A 3,667-nucleotide genomic window follows, 5' to 3' on the forward strand; every position below is an offset into this window, starting at 1 on the left:
ACGCCTGGAAAGTGTGTATACGTGAAAACGTATCGAGGGTTCGAATCCCTCCCTCACCGCCATTTTATATGTGAAAGCCCGAACTTATGTTCGGGCTTTTTGCGTTTACATCCCTATCAATTTATATTCCCCTAAACAAAGACACACTCCAGCAACTTATTATGTGAATGCAAGGAACATAAAATTATCTCACTGCCTATTTTTAGGGTTGTTTCTGTAATAATGGATGAATAAATTCAGTGTCCCGCCCCAAAAAACGCCATCAGACAAACCGCTCACAAAACCAAACATCAGATTAAAATTGAAAGAATGTAACAAGGCAGGATTAACACCTGACATGGCAGAAATAATGAATTTTACTATAAAAACCGCAAGCATGAGGATCAGAGTCAAAGGCGTTCCTGATCGAATAATTAATCCACTGCCACTTTCTTTTCTTAATCTAGGTTGGTTTCTCCATAACATCCATCCTACAACAGCCCCCGCCAATATCCCCAATATAAACATTAATAATGCAACATTTGTAAATACTGTCTCATTCAATACATTGTAACCACCCCATATAAAAAACAATATTGGTAAAAAGAACAAACGTTCAATTCTTATTTTCCTGTCATATAACGCATTGACACCTCGTTTAATTAAAAAAGCAAATAAAAGCCAAACCCAGAGTGGAGTATCTTTCAAAATGGTCAGAATCGACATATCACCTCTCTTTATCATATTGCTGATAAAATGATTAATAATCTGAATAAAATAGACCACTATTCACACTTATTCACCAATAATGGTTATAAAAATCAGGTTTAATATAATATGAAGAAAATAAATTATCCTGTTATCATTACCTTATAAGTCCACCTTAAAAATTACGATTTATCCGTAAAAGAATGCTATCGACAATAGTTAGAAAGTTTAAAAATTTTAATCGGACAGAATAATAGTCTGAAAAAACACAGGCCTGAGACACAATTACGCTTTTAGCAAAAAATGCAATCGTGTATACCTCAGGCATGATTAATTTAGCAGCCAGGATCTAATTTGATAAAAACGCTTTCAAAAATGGTATCAACAACTCTGGTTTTTCTTCATGGGGCGAATGTCCCGTAAAAGGAATATTCAAGAAACAGGAATGAGTGACTTTATCGGCTAATTCCACCGAATTGCTGCGAGAAACCAAGCTATCATTATCTCCCCGAACCACCAGCAATTTACACGTTATTTTGCTGATAGATTCATTGGGGTAACCGCTTTCACCATCATCAATCCACATAGGAACAATACTACTGAACAATTTGTTGAAATCTGCTTTTGGGTTCAGCCTATAGTAACTTTCATAGGTATCAGGTAACATTGCTCGCCAACTATCTGCCGTCACCAGTGTAAATATCTCTCTCGTCGGATCATCTTCTTTTAATGTCCAATGAGCGCCTATTATTACTATTTTATCAATTGGAATACTTCCCGCCGCAGCCAGACGCAACGCCACAATACCTCCGTCACTGTGACCAATAATGCTGCATTTTCCTAACGTTAAATATCTGACAACTGCTTCTACATCTTGTTGAAGCTGCTTATACGATAAATTTCCTTGCCCTAACGTCGATTTACCCTGCCCCCTGCTATCTATACCAATAAGTTGGTAAGTATTTCCAAGTTCATCCACAATTCGGTTAAATGTCTCAATGTCACTTAAGCCACCATGCAAAAAAATCAGTGGATATCCATTTGGATTGCCTTGCCGCTCGTAATAAATATGAGCGCCATCAATTTCTAAGTAACTGCCATTTTGATGATTAAAACCTAACATAAAACAATATCTCCTTCATTTACCTTAAAGCCTAATGGGATAGGCTCTTAATCCAAAGGACACACGCGAATAGTATGACCATCAGGATCTTTCACGAGGAAAGTGCGTCCAAACACATCATTATAAGGTTTCTGTTTAATCTCAATGTGTGGTTTCTTTTGCCATTTTTCAAAAAGTCGATCAACTTCTTCGTTGGATGACAACATAATACCAATCTCAGAAAATCTCGGAATAGCGCTATCAGGCTTTGCACCTCCGCTCCAAATCGCAAAGATTGTCTCTTTACCCGCAGAAAATGCCACATAACGCGGGCTGGAAAAGAGCGGTTCAGCATTAAAAATAGTTTTATAAAAAACCGTAGAACGCTCGATATCAGAAACATAAATCAGTTGAAGATTAGGGTTAACAAGGATGGAGTCTACCATTTTATTTGCTTCAACTTCATTTTGTTCAACAATCGCCTTAAGCCTTGATACCGTTTCAACCAGATCTTGCGTCACTTGTTTGAAGAAGTTTTCAGCTTGGGCATTTAGCATATTTATTTCAGGCTCAAAAGTAACAGTTACCTGAATGCGCTTTGCCATGCTATTTTCATCGGTCAAAATTTGGTGACAGAAAGTTAATATTCCCACCTGTGGCAGTTTAACCTGATCGGTGAACTCTTTATTTACTTCTACCTTTGCAAGATAGAAGCGTATCTCAGGCATACCACCTAATACCATTCTGCCATATTGCCCAGTTTTCACTTCACCTTCGAATTTAAGATATTCGAGATCAATCTCCCATTTTTTCCGCAAATCAAAATCAACATAATGAGCCCAAATTTGAGATGGTTTTGCATTTATCGATGTAGAAAAAGTCAGGGTTAACATGAAAAACTCCAATAGTTAGATAGATGACTCAAAACATGTTGTAGAGTTCACAGAGTAGCAATCTGGTGTGACAGTTTTTGTCAGTAGTGTTTTCTATATTTATTAATTCGGCGTGTAAATATCTATACTTTTATCACGCTGCATCATAAAGAATCTTGGAATGGTGAAAAAACGCGTAACACGCTTCTCTCATTTCTGTAGCTTCCTGAGATGGCTTTTTACCTTTCCTTCTAATTCCTGCTGACTGCTTGCCAGTGATTAACGATGAAAGGCACTTTCCAGATTGCCATTAAGATATTCATCTGGATTCAATTCCGGTGAATATGGCGGTAAATAAAACATCAAAATCCGGCTCTTATGCTTTTTAATCAATGTCTTACTGTCTTTGTATGGTGAACCTGCAAGTTATCCAGAATTAGATAGACTTTGCCCCCCTGCTTCTTTTATCAAGCGCTGAAAAAACTGTAACAGTTTCCGGGCTGTCATCGTTTCCCGGTACAACATGAATCTCACTCTGCCACATTCCCCTCCTTGAATTGATTGTATTTTACGACCAAGCGAATGAGCACCATATCTGATACGTAATTTTGATTCGGTAACCCGTAACATCAATAGAGACAAAAAATCTTTAATATCAAACAATACAATATATTATTGAATTTATAGGAATGGTATGGTTTATATGTTTAAAGATTTTTTTAATTTAGATATTATTTTATTTGTTGATAATGATTAGTTATAGACTGATAAACAAAATAAATTTGAATTAATGCGCTTAAAAAAACACTGTATACAGTCCATTGAATCTCTGTTAAGTACAATACTTCAGATTTATATGATAAGTGAGAAGTTAATTTTTACATAAGATTATCTGATGTAAATTTATTTTCATCCTAATAAAGAACCATATATCCTATAAAACTATATAATAATCAGGAAATTTACGATCAATAATATAGCATTGATATTATCAAAACATAAGAAT

Annotated in this window: 3 protein-coding genes and 1 pseudogene; all 4 read right to left on the reverse strand. The window is 35.8% G+C overall.

Annotated elements, in window-relative coordinates; translation table 11 throughout:
* Window positions 1-189: 189 nt before the first annotated feature.
* Window positions 190-705, reverse strand: coding sequence for a DUF6622 family protein (locus AB204_RS20100; RefSeq protein WP_047965157.1), 516 nt, complete (start codon window positions 703-705; stop codon window positions 190-192).
* Window positions 706-1,036: 331 nt separating this feature from the next.
* Window positions 1,037-1,810, reverse strand: coding sequence for an alpha/beta fold hydrolase (locus AB204_RS20105; protein ID WP_047965158.1), 774 nt, complete (start codon window positions 1,808-1,810; stop codon window positions 1,037-1,039).
* 47 nt (window positions 1,811-1,857) lie between these two features.
* Window positions 1,858-2,682 carry a VOC family protein gene (locus AB204_RS23715; RefSeq protein WP_235428156.1) on the reverse strand — a complete coding sequence of 275 codons (825 nt, stop codon included), beginning with the start codon at window positions 2,680-2,682 and terminating at the stop codon, window positions 1,858-1,860.
* Window positions 2,683-2,940: 258 nt separating this feature from the next.
* Window positions 2,941-3,057, reverse strand: a pseudogene (locus AB204_RS24085) (transposase); the annotation flags it as partial.
* Window positions 3,058-3,667: the final 610 nt, after the last annotated feature.

Origin of the sequence: Xenorhabdus khoisanae (genome assembly GCF_001037465.1) — a bacterium.
Lineage (GTDB): Bacteria > Pseudomonadota > Gammaproteobacteria > Enterobacterales > Enterobacteriaceae > Xenorhabdus > Xenorhabdus khoisanae.

Coding starts and splice junctions, on each gene's coding strand:
- AB204_RS20100 (WP_047965157.1), bottom strand. CDS start 705: ATGTCGATTCTGACCATTTTGAAAGATACTCCACTCTGGGTTTGGCTT.
- AB204_RS23715 (WP_235428156.1), bottom strand. CDS start 2,682: ATGTTAACCCTGACTTTTTCTACATCGATAAATGCAAAACCATCTCAA.
- AB204_RS20105 (WP_047965158.1), bottom strand. CDS start 1,810: ATGTTAGGTTTTAATCATCAAAATGGCAGTTACTTAGAAATTGATGGC.